This is a genomic window from Anaeropeptidivorans aminofermentans, from assembly GCF_940670685.1.
Classification (GTDB): domain Bacteria; phylum Bacillota; class Clostridia; order Lachnospirales; family UBA5962; genus Anaeropeptidivorans; species Anaeropeptidivorans aminofermentans.
This window is the reverse complement of the sequence record NZ_OW711693.1, coordinates 2,109,626-2,129,189: the sequence shown is the minus strand read 5'-3', so window position 1 is coordinate 2,129,189 and position 19,564 is coordinate 2,109,626. Positions and strand designations below refer to the sequence as shown.

Here is a 19,564-nt window from a genome sequence, read left to right as displayed (position 1 = left end):
TTACGGATTATATTTTAGCCTTTAAAACATATGATTAAGGGTCATTTTTATGGTATAATGTGAAGACCTTCTCCCGACAGGGAGAAGGTCTTCATGAATACATTTCCCAAAGGGAAATGTATGAATGTAATTTAGGTTAAAGAGGACTTTCGTTCATGAAGACCTTTCCAAAGGGAAATGTATGAATGTAACTTAGGCTAAAGATAGATTTCATTCATGAAAGATTTCCCAAAGGGAAATGTATGAATGTGATTTAGGCTAAAGAGGAATTTCGTTCACGCACACATTTCTAAAAGAGAAATATACGAGTATATCTTAAGCTAAAGAAGCATCTTATTTGCTTATATATTTTATAGTATTTTCATTAATATACAAAGTACCTGCAAGTTTCCTATAGGGCCTTTTTAAAAGTATTTATAGTATAATCCCTGTTTTTTCGGTAGGATAATTTTTAATACTTGCACTAAGAACGTTTTAGTTTTAATATATTTATTATGTACTGCCTATACAAATACAAATATTAGGAGCTTAAAATGTATTATATTGTTCTTGATCTTGAATATAATCAGGCTTATGATTTCCAATACGGCGTTAGCTGTGAGCCGGAAGAAGACTGCCCATTTGAAATTATACAGATAGGTGCGGTAAAGCTGAATAATAAATATGAGTATGAGGGAAGCTTTTCGGTTTTTATAAAGCCCCGAATTTATGAAAGGCTTCATCCTTATGTGGAAAAAATAACCGGCATTACCGATACGGTGCTTGAAGAGGGCGTAAGCTTTCCAGAGGCTATTGACAGCTTTTTTCAATTTATAGGAAATGAAAAGTTTGTAATTTGTGTATGGGGAGCCAACGACGTAAAAGAACTATGGAAAAACATGGTTTATTATAATATAAAATATGATTATAAAAAGCTCAAATATATTAATTTGCAGATGATTGCCTCTAAATTTCTAAAGCATGAAAAAGGCATGTCCATAGGGCTTAAAAACGCGATTATAAATTTTGATATTAATATAGACCGGCCGTTTCATAATGCCTTAAATGATGCGTATTATACTTCAAAGATATTTCAGATTCTGCAAAAGCAAAACCTTCCCGTACAGAACTTTAATTTCTCTAAATCAAACAAAAACATTAAAACAAAAGTCGGAATTATCAATTTCGGCAAAATGTATACTTTAATAGAAAAAGAGCTGGGGAGAAAGCTAAACGCCAAAGAGAAGAAAATTTATAGAAATGTCTATATTATGGGAAAAAACAATCAATTTGATATTTTGAAGAATAAAAGCGATTAAAACCTCTTTTGTATAAAATATATAAATAGCCTGAAATAAGTATACTTATAAAACAATGTGAAATCCATGTAAAGGTATTGTGGTTTCCTTGTAAAGGTATATAATAAGTATTAAGTTGTATAATTATAAAGAAGCAGTTTTCTGATTTATGTATATCTGATAAGCCTTTTGGCTTATCAGAATATATTTGTCCAATTTTCCGTATGTTTTTGGTCTATACCAGTATTTATGATATATGGACTTTCTGGGATATAATTCAGGCTGCGGTATTTTTATTTTATCGGCTATGGTTATGTATATTTCGGGGGAGGGTATTAACAGTATGGTAGAACGGCTAAAATCCTTTTTCAGCGTAGGTGCTGAGTATGCTGATGAAAGAAAGCATATGAAAAGAATATTATTAATAACTAGTCCTGCTTTTGTTGAACTTCTTTTAACATCACTAGTTAGTGTTGCAGCTATGGCTTTTGTTGGTAGAATTGATTCCAACGCTATTACAGGCGTGGGTATTACCAACCAGCCACTTTTTTTGTTCATAGCGGTTTTTCAGTCAATAAACGTTGGAACGACGGCGCTGGTTTCCTGGAGCGTCGGAGAAGGCAACCCGAAGAGGGCAGGATATGTACTGAGCCAAACAATTATCTTTAATTTTGGTATTGGCATGCTTCTTTCAATTATAGGCTATTTTACGACACCTGCACTGATGCGGTTTATGTCTTCAAGCGAAAGCATTGTGGCTTATGCCACAGAGTTTATGCAGATTACTTGCTTTTCCCTTGTGTTTGTAGGGGTTACCATGGGTATTTCCGCTGCCTTAAGAGGTATGGGAGAAACCAGAATACCAATGATATATAATTTATTCTCAAATGTCATTAATGTTATTTTGAACTATATCCTTGTTTTTGGAAAGTTTGGATTTCCGGAGCTTGGAGTTACAGGAAGCGCCACTGCTATTTTAATTGCAAGGGCGGCATCCTGTTGCTTTGCCCTTTTTGTGGTGCTTGCATGGAAGAAATCGCCTTTAAAGGTGGATTTTTCAGGGGGCGTTAAGCTGGATCTGAATATTATCAGGCAGTTTATTAATATCGGTCTTCCGGCAGCAGGAGAACAATTTGTAATTCAAACGGGCCTGATGCTCTTTTCGAAGCTTGTTGTTTCCCTTGGAGAGATACAGGGAGCTGCTCATCAGATTATATCCAATATAAACAGCTTGGCTTTTTCCGTATCTCAGGCCTTTTCAATATCCAATACGGCGCTTGTGGGGCAGGCGGTAGGTGCCAATGATTATGACATGGCTGAAAGAAATACACGGCTTAGCAGAAAAGCTGCAAGAATAACCTCTCTTGTCATTGCCGCCGTTCTTATTGCATTTTCAAAGCAGCTTGCATCTTTTTATACCAATGAAATCGAGGTTATAAATTTAGCATCTCCTTTATTTATATTTATAGCTGCAATACAGTTTTCTCAATCCTCACAGATGTGTTTTTCAGGGGCTTTAAGAGGGGCAGGGGATACGATGTATCCGCTTATTGCTACCTTTGCAGGAATTTGGGGCGTAAGGCTTCTGCTGGCATATATTTTCATCGTTATTTTAAACTGGGGTCTCATTGGCGCATGGCTGGCATTCTTTTTGGACCAGACAGTTAGAAATTTAATTGTTATGATGCGGTTTAAATCAGGAAAATGGCGCTATGCCAGAGAAAAAAGGCTTAGTAAAACGCAAAGGGCTAATTAATACATATAATATTTAATTTTGGAGGCTTCATATGATTTTGGAATTTACTGAAGATGATATAAAAACAGGCAAAAACACTGTATTTCTTGAAGATATGGTTTTTAAAGCAATTACTGTTGAAGGTTTCGGCAGTAAATTCAATTTAAAAGGAATAGCCGTAATAGACGGCGAGGTATATAACGATTTTCAAATGGAAGTCATTTTAACAGAAGAAATAACTCCTAAATTCCCAGCAGATGTTCTTGAAGCGGAATGGGAAGAGTACGAGTTTTTATTTTAATTAAGGAGGGATTATTATGTCTTTAGGAAGTATTGCTTTAAAGGCTATTGAAAACAGCAGAGAAACATTAGAGCAGGCCAGCATTAAAATTTGGGAAAACCCGGAGGGGCCTTTTAAAGAATTTGAGGCATGCAAAATTACCGCCGAAATTTTAAAAAATGCCGGCTTTAACGTAGAAGTAGGAGCGGCAGGAATTCCAACAGCCATTAAGGCCACTTATGGAGAAGGTCACCCTGTGATAGGCTTTTTGGGAGAGTACGACGCTTTGCCCGGAATGAGCCAGAAGCTTTGCACAGAGAAAGAAAGCGCAGGCCAGTCTTATGGTCACGGCTGCGGCCATAACCTTCTGGGAACCGCTCATGTGGGCGCCGTAATCGGTATGAAAGAAGAAATGGAGCAGAAAAACTTAAAGGGCACCATTATATTCTTCGGCTGCCCGGCAGAGGAAATCCTCGTAGGCAAAGGCTATATGGCAAGAGAAGGCGCCTTTGATGATATAGATTTATGCATACATTTTCACCCCAACAGGTTAAATGCAGTAAATGTAGGCACTATGAACGGTCTTAATACTGCAAAATTCCATTTCAGAGGAAAAACTGCCCATGCAGGCGGCGACCCTCATAACGGAAGATCTGCTCTTGATGCGGTTGAAATTATGAATGTAGGGGCCAATTATTTAAGAGAGCATGTGACAACAGACGTAAGAATTCACTATGTGATTACCCACGGCGGAACGGCTCCCAATATTGTTCCTGATTATGCCTGCGTATGGTATTACGTAAGAGCACCCAAGAGAGAAGTAGTTGAGGATACATATAAAAGGCTCATTAAAGTAGCCGAAGGCGCCGCCCATATGACAGAAACAAAGCTTGAAGTTGAATATTTAGGCGGCTGCTACAATACCTTAAACAATAAGGTGCTTGCTGAGGTTATCAACGAGGCCTTAAATGAAGCTCCCCGCGACAGCTACACAGAAGAAGAAAAGAAATTTGCAGGAGAGCTTAATAAGGCAACGCCTGAGGTAAAAGAAAGCCTTGTCAGAAAAAATAACATTCCTGCTGATATGGAAATATGCGATATGGTTCTTCCTATTCAGAATGTAGACGGCTTCGGCTCTACAGACGTAGGCGATGTTCAGCATATCGTTCCCGGCATCATGTTTGGAACGGCATGCTACGGCCTTGGAGCAGCAGGGCATAGCTGGCAGATTACAGCTTCATCAGGCCATTCCATAGGAAGAAAGGGAATGATATACGCTTCAAGAGTAATGGCAATAGCAGGTCTTAAAATTCTTGAAGACCCTTCTATTTACGAAAGAGCCAAGAAGGAGTTTGACGAAGCCATGGCAGGAAAAGAATATCTCTGCCCTATCCCGAAAGATCTTCCAATCCCCCAATAAAATAAATATCACACTTAAAGCAGAGGAAATACGCCTCTGCTTTTTATATGTCTTTATACTTAAGATTGAAAGTTATCTTTTTGTTTCCAAGTTTATAAGTTTTTCTCAAGTTTATAGTAAATTCAAAATGAAATGGGAATGAAACCTATATATCTGCAGTGCTTTAGAAATGTACTGTTTCTAAGGGAAATCCGTATTCTTGAGACTGTTGTAAATAGGTATATTCCTTCCTTATAAGAAATTTACTATATTTACGGTAGTTGCTTTAAAACGGATTATTCGCTATTATGATAAAAAATGAATCTATCCCAAAGGAAAGGAGTCTTTATGATATTATGGATAAACGGAGCATTTGGCTCGGGAAAAACAACCGTTGCAGAAGAACTGAATAAAAGAATAAAAAATTCTTATCTATATGACCCTGAAAATGCAGGGTATTTCTTAAGGCAAAATGTTCCTGATAAAATAAAAAAAGAAGATAATTTTCAGCATATCCCTCTTTGGCGGGAATTTAATTTTAAAATGCTTGAATATATAGAAAAAAATTATGACGGAACAGTTATTGTGCCAATGACGATTTATAGAAAAGTATATTACGATGAAATAATAGGAAGGCTTAGAAATAGCGGCGTAGATATAAAGCATTTTATTCTTTGGGCTAAAAGAGATACCATAATAAAAAGGCTTGCAGAGAGGGGAGATTCTGAAAACGGCTGGGCGGCCCGGCGTATAGATGTTTGCTTAAAAGCATTTAATGAAAATATAAAAGAGATTATGATAAATACTGAAAATATTACGATAGAAGAAATTTCAGAATTTATAATAAAATCCTCAAGCCTAAAAAATATATAAAATTAACGATTTTAATATTAATACTTGAATAAATATGAAATAGCAGTATTGTCAAAATAAAAAGCATCTTTAAAAGATGCTTTTCGTTTATAAAGCCTTTTACCATTATTTAACACTTTGAATCGCCTTTTCAGCAAATTCTGTATTTACAATATCCTCATAAGGCACTCTTTCAGAAAGCTCGCCTCCTGATTCCATAATATCCTGAAGAAGATTAAGTCCCTCTTCTTCAAAAACAGGATTATCCTTCCAAGTTTCCTGAACTCTGTAGCGTTCTACCATTATCACAAGATCTTCCAGGGTGTTTTCAGTAAAATAAGGCTGTATTACTTCTGCTATTTCTTCAGAAGTGTGAGAAGCACACCATAATTGACTTTTATAAATTGCGTTTGTAAATTTCTGTATAATTTCTGGATTTTTCTCCATATATGATTTTTGTGCCATGTAAACCGTATAAGGAACATATCCGCTTTCCAGACCAAGAGATTTTACTACATGGCCTGCGTTCTGTTTTTCGATTGCCAAAGCGCTTGGCTCAAATTCTGCCGTAAAGTCGCCTACGCCTCCTACAAATGCTCCTGCCGTAGATGTAAATTGAAGATTGTTTACGATTTCTACATCTACAAAGGGCTCTATACCGTTTTGCATAAGGATATATTCAAGAAGCATCTGGGGCATTCCGCCGGCTCTTCCGCCGATAATGGTTTTTCCTCTTACATCGTCCCATTTAAAATCACTGTAATTTTCTCTTGCCACAAGAAAATTGCCAGCTCTTTGGGTAAGTTGAGCAAAAGACACGGCGTAGTCATCTTTTCCTTCGTTATATACATATAGGCCGGCTTCGGTTCCCATAAGGGCTATATCGGCAGAGCCGGAAATAAGGGCAACCATGGATTTGTCAGCCCCCTGACCTACGCTTAATTCTATTTCCAGGCCTTCCTCCTCAAAAAAGCCTTTCTCCAAAGCAACATACTGGGGAGCATAAAAAATGGAATGAACAACTTCATTTAAACGAACTAAGGTAAGTTCCTGCTCCTTTTTCACACTCGTAATAACAAGTATTGCCATGATGGAAAACACAATCAGCAAAATCAGGTATACAGTGTTTTTTTTCATATTTTGACCTCCAAATAATCTTAATAAAAAAAGCTTCTAAGTTAAGCATACTACACTATATTCTTTACTAAGCATGACGGTGAATCAAAATTTCGTATATACTTATTAAACTTGAAAACAGTCTTTTTATTTTTAAGTTTAATAAGTTTTCCTACAGTTTATAGTAAATAAACTTGGCCTTTTTTAAATTTATTTACTATAATTGAAATATGGACAATGAGGTTACAAACAAATATTTGCTTTGACTTCACAGCCGGTTAAAGAGTAGAATAGTATTAAAATTAAATTTATTTTCTTAAGTTTATAATAAATTTAAAGTGACAAAGGAACAAAACCGTATATTCTCATAGACTTAAAAATGTACCGTTTTCAAAGAAAATTCGTGTTTTCGAGTCTATTAGCGGATAGATTTTTATTCCTTCTTTAAAAGAAATTGACTATAATGGAAAATACATATGACATTTAAAGAACTATGAAAGAGTGAGTATTTTGTTCAATATTCCGGAGGAACTTAAGAAGCTTCCCCAAAAGCCCGGGGTTTATATCATGAAAGATGAAGACGGGTATATTATATACGTAGGGAAAGCCATCAATTTAAGAAGCAGAGTACGGCAGTATTTTCAGGAATCGTCCTCAAAAACCCTTAAAGTAAGAAATATGGTTTCACGAATTGCCGAATTTGAATATATCGTTGTAGATAATGAGATGGAGGCTTTAATTCTTGAAAACAATCTTATCAAGGAAAATAAGCCGAAATATAATATTCTCCTAAAGGACGATAAAACCTATCCTTATATAAAAGTTACTCTGAATGAAAAATATCCGAGGATTTATATAGTACGTAAGGTTCTGAAAGATAAGGCTAAATATTTCGGCCCTTATACCAACGTCGGAGATATAAAGCAGACCATTGGCCTGATTCATGAGCTTTGGCCCATAAGAAGATGCCAGAAAAAATTCCCAAGGGATCTATATAAGGAAAGGCCCTGCCTCTATCATTATATAGGCCAGTGCGATGCACCTTGCAACGGCCTTATTTCCGAGGAGGATTACGGCAAATATATTAATGAAGCGATGCAGCTTTTAAACGGAAAATACGAAGGTATTCTTTCTTCTCTTAAGAAAAAAATGGAAGCATATTCCGAAAATCTTGAATTTGAGAAGGCGGCAGAAGTAAGGGATAATATTAATGCCGTAAGAAGCCTTAGCGAAACCCAGAAAATAGAGTCTGCATCTTATGATGAACAAGATGTTATCGCCATTGCAAGGGCAGAAGATGAAGCTTTGGCTCAGATATTCTTTATTAGAGGAGGAAAAATTACAGGAAGAGAGCATTTTATGCTGGATACAGTTTTAGATACTTCAAGGGAAGAAACCATGACTGCATTTTTAAAGCAGTTTTATTCGGAGACCTCTGTTATTCCCAGAGAAATAATCCTCGATACGGATATTTCTGAAAAAGATATTATTACGGAATGGCTTTCTGTCCTCAGAGGTACTCACGTAACTATAACTGTTCCCCAAAAAGGTTCTAAACATAAGCTTGCAAACCTTGCATATAAAAATGCTTCCTTAACCCTCAATCAATTTGGAGACAAGCTTAAAAGAGAAAACGAAAGAACAAGGGGTGCTCTTGATGAAATAGAAGAGGCCTTGAATGCAGATATTTATATTCATAGAATAGAAGCCTATGATATTTCAAATATACAGGGCTATGAATCCGTAGGTTCTATGGTGGTTTTTGAAGGCGGAAAGCCTAAGAGAAGCGATTACAGAAAGTTTAAAATAAAGGGTGTTTTAGGCCCTAATGATTATGCCAGCATAGAAGAAGTTATACGGCGCCGTTTCAATAGATATATAAATGAAACATCAGGCAATGAACAAGAAAGCGAAGGGAAATTTTCAACTCTTCCTGATATTTTATTTATAGACGGCGGAAAAGGACAGGTAGGAGCCGCATTAAAGGCCCTTAAAGAACTTGGAATAGATATTCCCGTATGCGGAATGATAAAAGATGACAGGCATAGAACAAGGGGGCTTTTCTTTGACGGGCAGGAAATCCTTATGCCCTATACAAGCGAGGGCTTTAAGCTGATTACGCGGATTCAGGACGAGGTTCACCGCTTTGCCATAGAATATCACAGAAAGCTTAGAGCAAAGGCCCAGATTAAATCCGTATTAGATGATATTCCGGGTATAGGCCCTGTTAGAAGAAAGGCTCTTTTAGCCCATTTCGGTTCTATTGAGGGTATTATGTCGGCCAGCTTAGAAGAGCTTGCGGCTGCAGACGGCATGAATAAAAACGCTGCTGAAAGCGTATATAATTTTTTCAGGTTAAAATAAAAACAGGTAAAATTTATTATTAAGATATATAGTAAATTTAAAGCGAAACAGTAACAAAAACCGTATGTTTCTTGAATTCATATGAAATAGCAGTGTTTTCAGTTTGCTTTTCTTTGATTTTATGTTCCCTAAAGCCAAATACTTACGGCGGTGTAAAAGCAAATTGACTGTATGAGGATTCAAAAATGTACCGTTTCCGAAGGAAATCCGTGTTTTTATACTACGCGAACTTGGAAAAGGATGCAGGCATAAGTCTGCAAATCTTTTTAAGTGAGGGTTTTCTTATCATTATCAAACTTTTTTGTTTGGTAACGATGAATATGAGTGAATAGGTTTTTGTTACTTCTTTATAAGAAATTACTATAAAATACCAGCCAAAAGATTGACCTGTAAATTTAATTATGCTTAAATATACTTAATTAGACTTTTTAATTTTTAAAATCGTTTATATTATACTTGAATTGCTATGAAACAATATCGCTGCCAATTTGCTTTCACTTTATTTTAAGCCTTTCGCCGCCCAACAATCTACGGCAGAATAAAAGCAAATTGACTGCAAGATGTAGGGCGTCAGGTTGAAACAGCTTAAACTGTTTTGAACTTGGCTTACTATAACACTTTGGAGGAACATATATGGCTACAGTTGCCCTTGAACAATTAAAAGAAGAGTTCAATTTAAAAGAATGGACTCCTAATATAGATATTTCAGGAATTTCCCTTTCCCACCCTGAAATAAACCGCCCTGCTTTACAGCTTTCGGGGTTTTTCGATTATTTTGATTCCGACAGGATTCAGATTATCGGTCTTGTGGAATATGCCTACTTAGAAAAGCTGGATCTTGCTCAAAGGCAGGAAAGGCTTAAAAAAATATTTGAATATAAAATACCCTGCCTCGTCATATGCAGGGATATGGAACCTTTTCCCGAAATGCTTGTTTATGCGGAAATATATCAGGTGCCCATATTTGGAAACACCACCTCAACGACAGAGTTTATGGGGGAGGTTATTAAATGGCTTAAAGTTAAGCTTGCGCCTCAGGTTACATTACATGGAGTTCTCGTGGATATTTACGGCGAAGGCGTATTAATCATGGGAGAAAGCGGAATAGGAAAATCCGAAGCCGCCCTTGAGCTTATTAAAAGAGGCCACCGGCTTGTAGCAGATGACGCCGTAGAGGTTAAAAAGGTTTCCGCCCAGACATTAATAGGCACATGCCCCGAGGTTATAAGATATTTTATAGAGCTTAGGGGAATAGGCATCATTGATGTAAGGCAAATGTTTGGTGTTGAGTCTGTAAAGTCTACCCAGAATATAGATTTGGTTATAAAGCTTGAAGTATGGGACGACAAGAAAGAATACGACAGGCTTGGCCTTAGTGAAGAATATATAGAAATTTTGGGAAACAGGGTCGTTTGCCACGCGATTCCCATCAGGCCAGGAAGAAACCTTGCCATTATATGTGAATCTGCGGCAGTGAATCACAGGCAGAAGAAAATGGGATATAATGCCGTTCAGGTGCTGAATCAAAGGATTATGGATAATATGAGCAATTAAAATACTTTAGGCAGATATTCATAACAGCTGAGGGTGGTCATTTTACTCGTTTAGGAAGGTAGGAATAAGTGTTACGGAAGTTAATTAAAATATTACCGGATAAATTACTTATGCAAATGTATAAGAAATTACCTTTACCTAAAAAATTGAAGAAGGCTATAATTTGGTTTGGCAATCAGCGCTTTCTTGTGGGCGTAATTGGCGTTATAGTGAATGAACACAATAAGGTTTTGCTGTTAAAGCATACCTATAGAACCAGGCCCTGGGGTATGCCCGGCGGCTGGTTAAATGCGGAAGAACCGCAACAAGGCATTATAAGAGAAATATTTGAAGAAACCAAACTTATAGTAAAAATAAATAAAATCATTAAAACAGAGTATGCAGATAATCCTGCCAGTATTAATATATATTTTGGCGGATATATTTCCGACGGCAAATTTTCCAAAAGCGAGGAGATATCTGATTATGGCTTCTTTGGTGTTAATGATTTTCCGGAAGACCTGCCTTATGATCAAAGAACTTTTTTAACCGAGTATTTAGAACAATATAAAGCTGACAGTTAAAACCGCCAAAAGGCTTAGATTAAAATTAAACTATAAGCTTCTGCCAAAGCTTTGATATAAAAGTCCGGCAGTATTAATTAAAATTTTATTTAAAGCATATAATTTAAAGGTACTTATGAAAGAAATTCAATTTAATAAACAGCAAATACCGCCGTGCCATAAGAGCAGCTATAAAATGCTCTCGTATTATAAAGGAGTATATGCCTTGAAAGATATTATTGATGTTTTTAGTGAAAACTTCAAAAGGGAACTATTTTTAATAAACGAACCTCTGAAAAACCATACCTCTTTTAAAATAGGGGGGGATGCAAAGGTGTTTTTTATGCCTGAATCTGTTTCAGATATTGCAGATGCGCTGAAGGTTTGCAGAGAAAATGAATTTCCATACTATATTCTTGGAAATGGAACCAATATCCTCTTTTCCGATAAGGGATATAATGGGGTTATTATAAATATTTTTAATAAATTTAATCAAGTGTATCTTGAAAATGAAAATACAATTAATGCTCAATCAGGAGCGCTTCTTTCCTCTATAGCAAATATTGCTCTAAACAACAGCCTTTCAGGAATGGAGTTTGCTTCCGGTATTCCCGGAGCGTTGGGGGGAGCTGTATATATGAATGCCGGGGCTTACGGCGGAGAAATGAAGGACATTGTTCTTTCCGCAGATATTCTCGATAAAGATGGTAATATAAGAACATTAGACAATAATGAAATGGGCTTTCAATATAGAAGCTCCAATGCAGAAAAGGAAGGCTTTATTGTGCTTTCTGCAAAGCTTCAATTGAAAAAAGGCAATAAAGAAGAAATAAAAAGTAAAATGTATGAACTTAACAGCCAGAGAAAAGAAAAACAGCCTCTTGAGATGCCCAGTGCAGGAAGCACATTTAAAAGGCCCGAAGGTAATTTTGCCGGAAAGCTCATTATGGAAAGCGGCCTTAGAGGATATTCCATCGGAGGTGCAATGGTTTCCGAAAAACACTGTGGGTTTGTGGTAAACACAGGCAATGCCACTTGTAAAGACGTGCTTTTACTTATTGAACATGTTAAAAAAACAGTTTATGATAAATTTAATGTTATGCTGGAGCCTGAAGTCAGAATAATAGGTGATTAAAATGCGTTTTGTAATTATTACAGGCATGAGCGGTGCGGGGAAAAGCTCGGTTCTTAGATTTCTTGAGGATTTGGGCTATTTCTGTGTGGACAACCTTCCGCCTATGCTGATACCGAAATTTGCGGAGGTTTGCATGAAGGCAGGCTCCGATATTGATAAAGTTGCTTTAGGAATCGATATTCGAGGCGGACGCCTTTTTAACGATTTATTTAACGCCATGGAAGAGCTGGATATGGAAAGCGAGCGCACAATTCTATTTCTGGACGCTTCCGACGACGCTCTTATTAAAAGATATAAGGAAACAAGAAGAAGCCACCCCTTAGCAAGAAACGACAGAATTCAAACAGGCATAGAAAAAGAGAGGGAGCTTTTAGAGGACGTAAAGAAAAGGGCAGATTATATTATAGATACAAGCCAACTGCTTACAAGGCAGCTTAAAGAGAAAATAAATGATATTTTTGTTGAGGAGAAGAAGTTTTCCTCCCTTATGATAACGGTTTTATCCTTTGGCTTTAAATACGGCATACCTCAGGATGCGGATCTTGTTTTTGACGTAAGGTTTATCCCTAATCCTTATTATATTGCTTATTTAAAGGATAAAACAGGAAATGAAAAGCCCGTAAGGGACTATGTATTAAGCTGGAGCATAAGCAATACCTTTCTGGAGAAACTTTCCGATATGCTGGAATTTCTAATCCCCAATTACATTAAAGAAGGAAAGAACCAGCTTGTGATTGCCATAGGCTGTACAGGGGGCAAACACAGGTCTGTGACCCTTGCCAATGAATTATTTAATACTTTGCAAAAGCACGGACAAAGTGTTATAATTAATCATAGGGATATAGATAAAGATAATACCTTAAAATAAAATCATATACCAATGAAATACCATAGGTGGTATCAATGAGCTTTTCAAACGATGTTAAGCAGGAGCTTTCCTTTTCTGAGGAAATAAGTCCCAGGCACTGTGATATAGCTGAGATTTTGGGCTTTTTAAATATGCAGTCTAAAATTATACAAAGATACGGCAGATATTTTTTATATGCTGAAACAGACAATTACTATGCCGTAAGAAGATTTTGCAATAAGCTCAAATCTGTATTCGGCCTTTCCTGCGAGGTTTCTTTAAGGCATAATTTAAAGCTTGATAAAAAGACCTATTATATATATATATCCCACAGCAGTGTACTTTTAAAAATATTAAAAGCTGCCGGAATATATAATAGTGACGGAAGCGCGGATCAAGCAAAGTTAAGCCCTCTTGTAGTTAAATCACCATGTTGTAAGCGCTCTTATTTACGAACAGTATTTTTAACAAACGGTTCAATATCCGATCCGTTAAAAAGCTATCATTTGGAGTTTGTTTTTTCCGATGAAGAAAAGCCCTATGAAATTTCAAAGCTTCTTGAAGCTTTTGAATTAAGCTCAAAAATAATTAAAAGAAAGAATAATTTTGTTCTCTATTTGAAAGAAGCGGACAATATTGCCGATCTTTTAAATATTATGGGTGCCCATGGAAGCCTTTTGGATTTTGAAGGAATAAGAGTTATAAAAGATGTCAGCAACAACGTAAACAGAAAAGTTAATTTTGAAACAGCCAATTTAAATAAAACCATAAGCGCCTCTGTTTTGCAGATAGAGGATATAAACTTTATTGAAGAAAAAAAGGGCCTTTCATATTTATCGGAACAGCTTTTAGAGGTTGCCCTTATGCGTCTTGAATACCCAAACGCTACCTTAAAGGAAATAGGCGAGAAGCTTATGCCGAAGATTTCAAAATCCGGCGTTAATCATAGGTTAAGAAAAATTAGCGATATAGCTGAAAAGTTAAGGAGAGATTAATATGATAGAAAGATCCATTATAGTCGCATCAAATTTGGAGGCAAGGCCAGCGGCCCTTTTTGTACAGCTCGCGGGAAAATTTAAATCCAGCATTAAAATCAACATAAACAATAAACACTCCAATGCTAAAAGTATAATGGGTATAATTTCTTTGGGGATTATGCAGGGCGATGTTGCTGTATTAAGTGCTGAAGGCGAAGATGCAAACGAGGCTTTAGACGAGCTTGAAAAGTTTCTTACAAGCGAAAAACACTAATTTTTATCTATAAATTTTATATTAAAAATGGCTATTCCTTATAGGCTGTATAGGAATATGCCTTTTTTTATTTTCATAAAGCATATAATTATCGTTATAGTAAATTTATTATAAAGAAGGAACAAAAAGTGATTCACTAAAGACTCAAAGATACAGATTTCCTTCGGAAACATAGTGAAATTTATTATATACTCAAAAAACTTATTTAACTTTAGAACAATCTTCTTGTTTTAAAGTTAAATAAGTATGTACAGTAACAGATACTGAGGCTTTTAATGTCTAAAATCAAATAAAGACAGTTTCACAAAATGCCGTTTATTTGATTTCTTCTAAAACACATTTTTGGGCTCTTATAAATAATGCGGTTTTGCTAGAGTTTCACTTTAAATTTACGATATTTAGACCAAAGACCTAAGTATAATATAAAAATATAACAAAATATGCAAGTTTATGTTATAATTTATTTTAAGCTAACAAGCTTCTTTATTTTTTAGGAGGTTTCAGTTTGAGAACAGAAGAAAGACAGGACATTTCCCAAGACGAGCTTATAATTCAAAACTCCTTTATGGAAAAAGTATTATCCGTTAATAATAGAGAATTTGAATCCATAGGAAGAAAAAGAACATATCATGCCGTAACCTATGGCTGCCAGATGAATGCCCATGATTCTGAAAAAATAGTGGGTATGCTTAACTCTATGGGTTATGAGCTTACAGAAAGCGAAGATAACGCCGATGTAGTGATATATAATACATGCTGCATAAGGGAAAATGCCGAAAATAGAATGTACGGCAATTTAGGCTATTTAAAAAATATAAAAGCCGGCAGAAAGGATATGAAAATTATCCTTTGCGGCTGTATGATGCAGCAGGATAGCGTAATAGAAAAAATTAAAAAGAGCTATAACTTTGTTGATATCATATTCGGAACCTATAATTTATACAGGCTGCCCCAGCTTTTATATACCAATATGGAAACAGGCGCCCAAGTTGTAGACGTTTGGAAAGAGCAGAAGGAAATCATAGAAGACCTTCCTTCCATAAGAAAATATCAATTTAAAGCCGGTGTAAATATCATGTACGGCTGTAATAATTTCTGCTCTTATTGCATTGTGCCTTATGTAAGGGGAAGGGAAAGAAGCAGAAGCTCTGAAAATATCGTGCATGAAATTGAAACCCTCGTTTCCGACGGCGTAAAGGAAATCATGCTTCTTGGGCAGAACGTGAATTCTTACGGCAGAGGCCTTGAGGAAAATATTACCTTTGCCGGCCTTTTAAGGAAAGTTTCTAAAATAAAAGGTCTTGAAAGAATAAGGTTTATGACGAGCCATCCGAAGGATTTATCTGATGAGCTTATTGAGGCCATGGCGGAATGTGATAATATATGCAAGTATATTCATCTTCCCCTTCAGTCTGGAAGCAATAAAGTATTGAAAGCCATGAATAGAAAATACACGAAGGAAGATTATCTGCTTATCGTTGAAAAGCTTCGCAAAAGGATTCCGGGTATTGCAATAACAACGGATTTAATTGTAGGCTTTCCTACGGAAACAGACGAGGACAACGAAGAAACCATTGAAGTAATAAAAAAGGTAGGATATTCTTCGGCATATACCTTTATTTACTCTCCACGAAGCGGTACGGCTGCCGCAAAGCTTCCCATGGAAGATGAGGAGATTATAAAAACTAGGTTTAATAAGATTCTTGAAACGCTTAATCCCATTAGCTATGAAATAAATAAAAAGCATGTGGGTAAAGTATATAAGGTATTGGCGGAAGAAGTAAGCAAAAACGACAGCGGTGTAATTTCCGGCCGCTTGGACGACAATAGCCTTGTTCACTTTAAAGGCGGAGAAGAATTAATAGGAAACATTGTTGATGTTAAAATAAATGATTGCAAAACATTCTACCTATTAGGAGAAAAAATATAAAGGAGAATATAACTATGTCAATATATTTTGAAAAGGCAAGAGAACTTGGAAATTTAATTCTTGAATCTGATTATGCAAAAGCAATGGAAGAAGCAAATGAAGTTTACTTAAATGATGAAACTGCCAAAGAGCAAATGAGCAAATATCAGGATTATTACGCCGAGATACAAAAAGGCATACAGGAAAGCTCTTTATCACAGGAAGAAGTTACGGAAGCTTCTAAAAAGCTTTCTGAAATGGTTGAAGAGTTAAAGGCAATCCCTTCCATGGCGGCTTTGATTTATGCCGAAGGGGAATTTAATGATTTCGTAACTGAAATTATGAATATATTAAGGCTTACCATTACAGGAAAATCCGCTGAAGAAATAAATACAGGCTGCGGAGGAAGCTGCGGTGGCTGCAGCGGCTGCGGCCCCAGATAATTAAGGGGAATTCTATGGAAAACTATACTCCTATGATGAAGCAGTATTTTGAAATAAAACAAAAATACAGTGATTGCATACTTTTTTACAGGCTTGGGGACTTTTATGAAATGTTTTTTGATGATGCCATTACGGCGTCCAGAGAACTGGATATAACTCTCACAGGCCGTGACTGTGGAATGGAGGAAAGGGCGCCTATGTGCGGCGTTCCTTTCCATTCGGCGGAAGGGTACATAGCAAAGCTGATAGAAAAGGGATATAAAGTTGCCATATGTGAGCAGATCGGAGACCCTAAGCTTTCAAAGACCATAGTTAAGCGTGAGGTTATAAGAATCGTAACCCCTGGAACCCTTATAAACAATAATTTCCTTGACGACGATAAAAATAATTACATCATGTGCATCTATGAGGAAAAAAGAGGCTACGGCATTGCCTATGCCGACGTAAGCACAGGAGATTTTCTTACGACTTCTTTTAATGCTTCTGAAGAAAGAAAGGTTATAGATGAAATAGCTAAGCTGAACCCCGCAGAAATAATTATAGGTGAGGGATTTTCTCAAAAATCTGTTGTTGAAAGTATATTCAGCTCAAAGGTTTATATTTATAACCCTTGGGCTTTTGAGTATGCCAATGCCCTTAAAAAACTATGCGCCCATTTTGATATCCTGAATCTCAACTGTTTTGGCATTGAAGATGATGAGCTTTCTGTATGTGCTTGCGGAGCTCTTATGGAATATCTTCATCAAACCCAGATGAACAGCTTAAACCATATTTCCACCATAAAAAAATATACCTTAAGCCAGTACATGTTTCTTGATATTTCGTCAAGAAGAAATCTGGAGCTTTGTGAAACTATAAGGGATAAAAATAAAAAGGGCTCTCTTCTTTGGGTACTGGATAAAACAGTAACGTCCATGGGCGGAAGGCTCATGAGAAAATGGATAGAAGAGCCCCTTTTAAACTGTGAGGACATCAATAAACGCCTGAATAGCGTAGAAGAATACAAGAAGGATCCTATGTTCCGGGAGGAAATCAAGGAACTTTTAAATACCATATACGATATTGAAAGAATATTGGGAAGGATTATTTATCAAGCGGCAAATGCGAGAGATTTGGTTTCTCTTAAAAAATCCCTTGAGCACCTTCCTTCTATCAAGCTTATGCTGATGCAGCTGAAATCGGAGCTTAATACAGAGCTTTTTAATGATTTGGACTGCTGTGAGGATATTTATAAGCTTATCAGCCGCTCTATTGTAGAAGAGCCGCCTTTTTCCATAAGAGAAGGAGGCTTTATTAAGCTTGGCTTCAATGAGACCCTTGACCACTATAAAGAGGCTAAAGAAAAGGGCGGAACATGGCTTAAAGCATATGAAAGCGAGCAAAGAGAGCTAACGGGCATAAAGAATTTAAAAATAAACTTTAATAAGGTTTTCGGCTATTACATTGAAATTACCAATTCCTATAAGGGTCTCGCCCCTGAAAATTATATCAGAAGACAAACTCTTGCCAATGCTGAAAGGTATACGACGCCGGAGCTTAAAAAAATAGAAGAAGATATTTTAAAAGCTGATGATGAAATTACAAGAATCGAATACGATATATTCGTTGAAATAAGAAACCGGATTTCTAAAGAGACAGTCCGTATACAGAAATCAGCGGAAATCATAGCTAAAATTGATGTGCTTCGCTCTTTGGGAGAAATTGCGGATTTGAATAAATATGTGAAGCCGGAGGTGAATACCGGCGGAATCATAGATATCATAGACGGAAGGCATCCTGTTGTTGAAAAGATGACAAAAAATCAGTTTATTCCTAATGACAGCTATATTGATACGGAGGAAAACAGGCTTTCCATTATAACAGGGCCGAATATGGCGGGAAAATCTACCTTCATGCGCCAAACCGCATTAATTGTTCTTATGGCCCAAATCGGAAGCTTTGTTCCGGCAAAATCCGCTGTTATCGGCGTGGTAGACAGAATATTTACAAGAGTAGGCGCCTCTGACGACCTTGCCACAGGCCAAAGCACCTTTATGGTAGAGATGAGTGAGGTTGCAAATATTTTAAATAATGCCACGAAAAACAGTCTTTTAATCCTTGACGAAATTGGCAGAGGTACCAGCACCTTTGACGGATTGAGCATTGCCTGGGCCGTTCTTGAATACATAGCCGATAAAAATAAAATAGGCGCAAAAACATTATTTGCCACCCATTACCATGAGCTTACAGAGCTTGAAGGAAAGGTTTCCGGAGTCGTAAACTACAGAGTAACCGTTGAAGAAAGAGGAAGAGACATTTTCTTTCTTCGAAAAATAGAACGCGGCGGCGCCGACAGAAGCTACGGTATCCATGTGGCAAGAATCGCCGGTGTTCCTGAAAAGATAATAGAACGAGCCAATGAAATCATGCTGACCCTTTTACAATGTGATATTATACGCAAAGACAGTATCAATGAAATTACGGAAAATGATGTTGTTTATTACAGAAAGAAAAAGCCTTCTTCTACCAACTCCAGCAAGAAAAATATCATCATAGAAGAGCTTAAAAATATGGACATTGATGCCCTTACCCCAAGAGAAGCTTTAATGGCATTATACGATATTAAAAGTAAAGTATCCGAGGTAAATGACGAAGCTTAAATAAAATTTTATATTTTATATATAGCAAGTTTAAAATTAAACAGTAACAAAACCGTATATGCCTATAGACTCAAAAACGTACTGCTTTTGAAGGAAATCCGTATTTTTATGTTTTTAAAGAATTGGTTTTTGTTACTGCTTTATAAAAAATTTACTATACATAGTTGTAATGTTTAATTCTAAGGCTTAATTCAGTAGCAATGCAGGGTAAAGTAGTTTTT

Annotated in this window: 16 protein-coding genes; 15 read left to right on the top strand and 1 reads right to left on the bottom strand. The window is 36.5% G+C overall.

Annotated features, from left to right (window positions below; translation table 11 throughout):
• Positions 1-533: 533 nt before the first annotated feature.
• The 5 genes from NBX03_RS08905 to NBX03_RS08885 all read left to right on the top strand — a co-directional run bounded on the left by NBX03_RS08905 (position 534) and on the right by NBX03_RS08885 (position 5,564).
• A complete protein-coding gene (locus NBX03_RS08905; RefSeq protein ID WP_250227436.1) occupies positions 534-1,298 on the top strand; it encodes a 3'-5' exonuclease in 765 nt (254 codons plus the stop codon).
• 322 nt (positions 1,299-1,620) lie between these two features.
• The gene (locus tag NBX03_RS08900; protein WP_250227435.1) at positions 1,621-3,033 is read left to right on the top strand and encodes an MATE family efflux transporter; all 1,413 of its coding nucleotides are present in this window, start codon (positions 1,621-1,623) and stop codon (positions 3,031-3,033) included.
• A gap of 31 nt (positions 3,034-3,064) precedes the next feature.
• Positions 3,065-3,313 (top strand): hypothetical protein, encoded by a 249-nt coding sequence (locus NBX03_RS08895; protein WP_250227434.1) that lies wholly within the window; start codon positions 3,065-3,067, stop codon positions 3,311-3,313.
• A gap of 16 nt (positions 3,314-3,329) precedes the next feature.
• A complete protein-coding gene (locus NBX03_RS08890; RefSeq protein ID WP_250227433.1) occupies positions 3,330-4,712 on the top strand; it encodes an amidohydrolase in 1,383 nt (460 codons plus the stop codon).
• Between the two features lie 327 nt (positions 4,713-5,039).
• Positions 5,040-5,564: an AAA family ATPase gene (locus tag NBX03_RS08885; RefSeq protein WP_250227432.1), complete on the top strand. Its 525-nt coding sequence runs from the start codon at positions 5,040-5,042 to the stop codon at positions 5,562-5,564.
• 105 nt (positions 5,565-5,669) lie between these two features.
• Here the strand turns inward: NBX03_RS08885 and NBX03_RS08880 are convergent, their stop codons facing one another.
• Entirely contained in the window at positions 5,670-6,680 is a 1,011-nt protein-coding gene (locus NBX03_RS08880) for an ABC transporter substrate-binding protein (RefSeq protein ID WP_250227431.1), read from the bottom strand.
• Between the two features lie 489 nt (positions 6,681-7,169).
• Here NBX03_RS08880 and uvrC point away from each other — a divergent pair, with 489 nt between their 5' ends.
• From uvrC to mutS, 10 genes are all read left to right on the top strand, one after another.
• The gene (gene uvrC / locus NBX03_RS08875) at positions 7,170-9,023 is read left to right on the top strand and encodes an excinuclease ABC subunit UvrC (RefSeq protein WP_250227430.1); all 1,854 of its coding nucleotides are present in this window, start codon (positions 7,170-7,172) and stop codon (positions 9,021-9,023) included.
• 633 nt (positions 9,024-9,656) lie between these two features.
• Positions 9,657-10,577, top strand: a complete 921-nt coding sequence (hprK, locus tag NBX03_RS08870) for an HPr(Ser) kinase/phosphatase (protein WP_250227429.1) — start codon at positions 9,657-9,659, stop codon at positions 10,575-10,577.
• Between the two features lie 110 nt (positions 10,578-10,687).
• Complete coding sequence (locus NBX03_RS08865) at positions 10,688-11,140, top strand: NUDIX hydrolase (protein WP_250227428.1); 453 nt, start codon at positions 10,688-10,690, stop codon at positions 11,138-11,140.
• A gap of 205 nt (positions 11,141-11,345) precedes the next feature.
• Complete coding sequence (gene murB / locus NBX03_RS08860) at positions 11,346-12,254, top strand: UDP-N-acetylmuramate dehydrogenase (RefSeq protein WP_250227427.1); 909 nt, start codon at positions 11,346-11,348, stop codon at positions 12,252-12,254.
• A 1-nt stretch (position 12,255) separates the two neighbouring features.
• Positions 12,256-13,122 (top strand): RNase adapter RapZ, encoded by an 867-nt coding sequence (rapZ, locus tag NBX03_RS08855; RefSeq protein WP_250227426.1) that lies wholly within the window; start codon positions 12,256-12,258, stop codon positions 13,120-13,122.
• A gap of 35 nt (positions 13,123-13,157) precedes the next feature.
• Positions 13,158-14,096: a DNA-binding protein WhiA gene (whiA, locus tag NBX03_RS08850; protein WP_250227425.1), complete on the top strand. Its 939-nt coding sequence runs from the start codon at positions 13,158-13,160 to the stop codon at positions 14,094-14,096.
• Between the two features lies 1 nt (position 14,097).
• On the top strand, positions 14,098-14,352 hold the full coding sequence (locus NBX03_RS08845; RefSeq protein WP_250227424.1) for an HPr family phosphocarrier protein: 255 nt from the start codon (positions 14,098-14,100) through the stop codon (positions 14,350-14,352).
• Positions 14,353-14,917: 565 nt separating this feature from the next.
• Positions 14,918-16,282, top strand: a complete 1,365-nt coding sequence (gene miaB, locus NBX03_RS08840; protein WP_408628561.1) for a tRNA (N6-isopentenyl adenosine(37)-C2)-methylthiotransferase MiaB — start codon at positions 14,918-14,920, stop codon at positions 16,280-16,282.
• 14 nt (positions 16,283-16,296) lie between these two features.
• The gene (locus NBX03_RS08835; protein ID WP_250227422.1) at positions 16,297-16,704 is read left to right on the top strand and encodes a YlbF family regulator; all 408 of its coding nucleotides are present in this window, start codon (positions 16,297-16,299) and stop codon (positions 16,702-16,704) included.
• Positions 16,705-16,718: 14 nt separating this feature from the next.
• Positions 16,719-19,343, top strand: a complete 2,625-nt coding sequence (mutS, locus tag NBX03_RS08830; RefSeq protein ID WP_250227421.1) for a DNA mismatch repair protein MutS — start codon at positions 16,719-16,721, stop codon at positions 19,341-19,343.
• Positions 19,344-19,564: the final 221 nt, after the last annotated feature.